Consider the following 4697-nt stretch of genomic DNA (forward strand, 5'->3'; position numbering starts at 1 on the left):
TCGTTTGGGTCCGGTTATGCTTCCACTTGTTAGCCGGACCCCGGTGGAATAGGATCGAATGGAGTCAAGGGGATAGGCTCATCGTTCCGTCCCTGTGGGTAAGTCGTATAACCGGACCCTAGGGTCCGGCTATTAGGTAGTTAGGGCCCATGGCAAAATTCGAGCGCGTCTCAGACATAACACCGGAAGAGTACGAACTCCAGGTAAAGATGTGGCTCGAGTCTGTCGCGCAAGAACTAGACTCATTTTCAGCGGTTCATCGTGAAGTACTCAGTGGTGCTGATGGCGAGTACGAGATAGACGTTGTAGTGCGCTTCAAGGCACTTGGGGGAGTTCAGTTCAAAACGCTCGTTGAGTGCAAGAAGCACAAGAACCCGATCAAGAGAGAACTAGTTCAAGCACTGCACCAGAAGCAGCAATCCCTTGGCGCGAACAAGGCGATGCTTGTTAGCACCTCTGCCTTTCAAGACGGCGCCGTTGAGTTTGCGAAGGCGCACGGCATTGCACTCGTTAGACTGCTCAGTGGGGTTGCTCTCTACATACAAGGGAGCAAACGCAACGATGCTCCCGTTCCGCACATCCCTGATGACGTCGAGCCCTATGCTGGGCTCCTGTACTCTCCAGAGGATGGTCTTATTCCAGAGGGCTTCAACAGCCACAAGAACCTGGCATTGGAGCGTTTTTTTCGCGGGCTTGGGCCCTAACAATTCGTTCAAGCCGAACTTGCTTCGCTACACCAACAACGTGGCAGAAAAAGCTTGCCACGTTGTTGGCTCCGCTACGCAAGTCGGCTTAACTCAGGCGTTAGGCGCTGGATGTGAGATCAGGTGAGTTCAAATGACTAAGCAAAAGCACGCTGCTAGGGTCGCACTTGGCAATGCAGCAGCGGAGCTCGCCCAGCAAATGATGGCAGGCGCTTGGGATCACCTTGCGGAGATCGACTCCCTGCCCCGCGGGAAATGGTCTTATGCGATACGTGCACTCTCTGAGGGCTGCCCTGGCTTCTCAGAGCAACACTATGAGGACGCATTGAGCAGAGGCATCCGTGACAACAGGTAGGTCACCCCGAACGGAGCTGGCGTTTCAGGGGCCAGCGCCTAACAATTCATTCAAGCCGAACTTGCTTCGCAAGTCGGCTTAATTCAGGCGTTAGAGGACACCCGAGACCACTGCATGAACCGACGGAGCCATGAATTCTTCGTTAAGCCACCGTGGTCGGGACAGCCCGTACGGCCCTGGATAAGGTTCCTCGCTTGGACCTTTGTGGTTCTTACGCTGCTGGCCGGCATTAGCGCCGCCGTGTTCATCACACTGGAAGGCGGCGTTCCGCGCGAGCAACTGCCCGTACTGTGCTTGTTCGTTGCTGGAGAGCTCTACTTCGTGTCGCTGCTGTCTTACGTTGGGGTCAAAGGTGTCGCGCCATCCTCGTGGCTGCCTTGGAAATGAGCGCATGCGGATGCACGCACGTGTCCTCTAACAATTCGTTCAAGGGGATGCCGCTTCGCGGCACCCCTTAACTCAGGCGTTAGGCCTCGCTGACACTATGCGTAATCGTTCAATTGCCATTGGATGCTTTCTGGCTGCACTCGCGCCGGGCATTTGCTTGGTCTCTTACACACTTTTGTCCGGTGGCAACAGCGGCAGTGTCGCTAGCCTCCTTGGCGGCGCGCTGATGGTCCTGGCAGTCTCGTTCGCGGTCGCTGCCGTACCAACGCTGCTGCTTGGCCTGCCATACATCCTGTGGCTTCGTTCACGCAATACGCTCACTTGGCGCAACATCTGTTTGGGCTCAGCGCTCGTGGGTTCACTAGCAATGACTGCCCTCACTTGGGCCATAACCTGGAACAATCCTGTACCTGCTCTATCGGCATACTTGCTGGGCGCGGGCCTGGGCCTAGCTGGCGGCGTCGCATTCTGTCTCGGAGCGAGGCCTAACAATTCATTCAAGCCGAACCCGCTTCGCGGGTCGGCTTAATTCAAGCGTTAGGCCCGTGAACAACATCAATCGTTTGCCTACCAAAGCCGAAACAATTGTTGGGCTCATAGCCTCACTGGCTCTAAGCTCTGGGCTTGGCTTTGCCATCTGGTTTATCGTCCGGGCCGCCTTACGCCTGCCGGAAACCCTCCCATCCATTCTTACTGTGGCGTTAGTGATCTTTTCGCTTCTCTTCGCTTGGTCCAGCGCCTTGTTCTTCCGCATCCTGCTTGGTAGGCCTCAGCTCCCAAGCTTTAAGGGACAAGCCGCAATGGGATACGCCATGGTGGCGGTTGGCCTTCTCCTCTGCGTGGGCCCTCTGCTTTTCACCTCAGGCAGATCAGCCGTGTATTTCCTGCAAGGCATCGTGGCTCTCAGTCTTGGCGCAGTCTGGGCGTACCAGGCACATAAGGCCGCAGGGGCACGGGCCTAACAATTCATTCAAGCCGACGCCGCTTCGCGTCGCGGCTTAATTCAGGCGTTAGCCCCCACAAGAGCCTTCGCCGCAGGTTAATTTCATAGCTTGGAGTCATCGTGTCCGCACCAGCTCGCGCCGGCATCTTCATCTACGCCAAAGACCCTGATCGCCTTTCTGGCTTCTACCAGTCTGTTCTCGGCATGGCGGCCGCTCATCGTACTGACCAGATGGTTGTGCTTCGCTCGCCAGATTTGCAGCTCATTGTTCACGCCATGCCTCCGCAAGTTGCGTCGCAGGTTGCAATCGCAAGCCCGCCGCAGCTGCGTGACAATGCCGCTATCAAGTTCTTCTGCACCGTCCCTAGCCTTTCCGGCGCTCAAGAATCAGCGCAAGCTTTGGGCGGGCAGGTCCTTCCAGAGCAATGGCAAGGTCCCGGGTTCGTGGTTCGCAATGCCTGTGACCCCGAAGGCAATATCTTCCAGGTCCGCGAGAGTGCCGCCTAACAATTCGTTCAAGCCGAACCTGCTTCGCTACACCAACAACGTGGCAGGAAAAGCTTGCCACGTTGTCGGCTACGCTACGCAGGTCGGCTTAACTCAGGCGTTAGACCGCATGACCACAGAACGCAGTGATCGTCTATATGAAACGTGGCGGACTTCCGCTGAGAAGTTCGACTACTTTGTCCTTGGAATTCTAGGAGCCCTTTGTGCCTACATCGCTAGCAGCTTTGAGGCGGGAGTCCTCGGGCCAAATCCAAAAACTTTAGAGCTTTCTGCATTAGTCGCCTTCTTCGCCTCAGCAATGTGTGGCTTCTTGCGCGTCGAATCGACCGTTTTTCTCACAAGTCTCAATCACAAGTATCTCAGATCCAACGAGCAACGCGGACTGCTGACTCAACAGCTCGCAAACGGCGCTCCTTTCCTGAATTCAGCCACAGGCCAAATTTACTCACCGCAGCACGCGCAAGCCGAAGTCGAAGTAATTAACCAAGCGCTCCCTAGCATCAGCAAGCAAATGGAACGCGCTGGCCGCCGCGCAGAGGTTACCTACGCCTGGCGCAACCGCCTAGTTGTTCTTGGCTTTATGCTTCTAGTTGGCGCAAGGGTCTGGGGGGTGTACTACCATGCGGTCTAACAACTCATTCAAGCCGAACCCGCTTCGCGGGTCGGCTTAATTCAGGCGTTAGACCTTCAGGGGAACTTTATGGGTACTTGGGCAATTGACTCCTTCGGCAACGACGATGCAGCCGACTGGCTCTGCGACCTGACGGAGCAGAATGATCTCGGCCTCGTCCGCGAGGCCATCGCGCGAGTGCTCGCTACGGACGGCTACTTGGAGGCTCCTGATGCAACTCAAGCACTGGCCGCAATTGAAGTTGTCGCAGCTGCATTGGGGCGTCCCACTGGCACTGCCAAAGGCGAAGGCGATCTGATGGCTTGGGTTGCGCGGGTAAAGCCCGTAGCAGACACCTCGCTCGCTTCCCAAGCTAACCAGGCAGTTGATCGCATCCTCGGCCCAGAGTCTGAGCTTCGTGAGCTTTGGGAGGAGGCGGAGGAATTTGGTGACTGGCAAAAAGACGTTGCGGCTCTGCGTTCACAGCTGCAGGTCTAACAATTCGTTCAAGCCGAACTTGCTTCGTTACACCAAAGTCATGACAGAAAAAGCTTGCCATGGCTTTGGCTCCACTACGCAAGTCGGCTTAACTCAGGCGTTAGACCTTCAGGGGAACTTTATGGGTACTTGGGCAATTGACTCCTTCGGCAACGACGATGCAGCCGACTGGCTCTGCGACCTGACGGAGCAGAATGATCTCGGCCTCGTCCGCGAGGCCATCGCGCGAGTGCTCGCTACGGACGGCTACTTGGAGGCTCCTGATGCAACTCAAGCACTGGCCGCAATTGAAGTTGTCGCAGCTGCATTGGGGCGTCCCACTGGCACTGCCAAAGGCGAAGGCGATCTGATGGCTTGGGTTGCGCGGGTAAAGCCCGTAGCAGACACCTCGCTCGCTTCCCAAGCTAACCAGGCAGTTGATCGCATCCTCGGCCCAGAGTCTGAGCTTCGTGAGCTTTGGGAGGAGGCGGAGGAATTTGGTGACTGGCAAAAAGACGTTGCGGCTCTGCGTTCACAGCTGCAGGTCTAACAATTCGTTCAAGCCGAACTTGCTTCGTTACACCAAAGTCATGACAGAAAAAGCTTGCCATGGCTTTGGCTCCACTACGCAAGTCGGCTTAACTCAGGCGTTAGAGCCCTAATGACAGTTGATCGGCAAGCTCGAAAGAAGCTGGCGGAGTCCACTCGGTGGCT

Annotated in this window: 5 protein-coding genes; all 5 read left to right on the forward strand. The window is 56.2% G+C overall.

Annotated elements, in window-relative coordinates:
• The first annotated feature begins 149 nt into the window (after positions 1–149).
• Entirely contained in the window at positions 150–704 is a 555-nt protein-coding gene (locus tag ACW7G0_RS14120) for a restriction endonuclease (protein ID WP_456990621.1), read from the forward strand.
• A 1805-nt stretch (positions 705–2509) separates the two neighbouring features.
• Positions 2510–2896: a VOC family protein gene (locus tag ACW7G0_RS14125; RefSeq protein ID WP_456990623.1), complete on the forward strand. Its 387-nt coding sequence runs from the start codon at positions 2510–2512 to the stop codon at positions 2894–2896.
• 109 nt (positions 2897–3005) lie between these two features.
• Positions 3006–3527, forward strand: a complete 522-nt coding sequence (locus tag ACW7G0_RS14130; RefSeq protein WP_456990625.1) for a hypothetical protein — start codon at positions 3006–3008, stop codon at positions 3525–3527.
• A 69-nt stretch (positions 3528–3596) separates the two neighbouring features.
• Positions 3597–4004 carry a DUF4259 domain-containing protein gene (locus ACW7G0_RS14135; RefSeq protein ID WP_456990627.1) on the forward strand — a complete coding sequence of 136 codons (408 nt, stop codon included), beginning with the start codon at positions 3597–3599 and terminating at the stop codon, positions 4002–4004.
• Between the two features lie 19 nt (positions 4005–4023).
• A complete protein-coding gene (locus ACW7G0_RS14140; protein ID WP_456990629.1) occupies positions 4024–4533 on the forward strand; it encodes a DUF4259 domain-containing protein in 510 nt (169 codons plus the stop codon).
• Positions 4534–4697: the final 164 nt, after the last annotated feature.

The sequence above is a fragment of the Lysobacter sp. A286 genome (assembly GCF_054052105.1).

Bases quoted from the DNA above. Each gene is read 5' to 3' on its own strand.
- ACW7G0_RS14120 (WP_456990621.1), top strand. From the start codon at position 150: ATGGCAAAATTCGAGCGCGTCTCAGACATAACACCGGAAGAGTACGAA.
- ACW7G0_RS14130 (WP_456990625.1), top strand. From the start codon at position 3,006: ATGACCACAGAACGCAGTGATCGTCTATATGAAACGTGGCGGACTTCC.
- ACW7G0_RS14135 (WP_456990627.1), top strand. From the start codon at position 3,597: ATGGGTACTTGGGCAATTGACTCCTTCGGCAACGACGATGCAGCCGAC.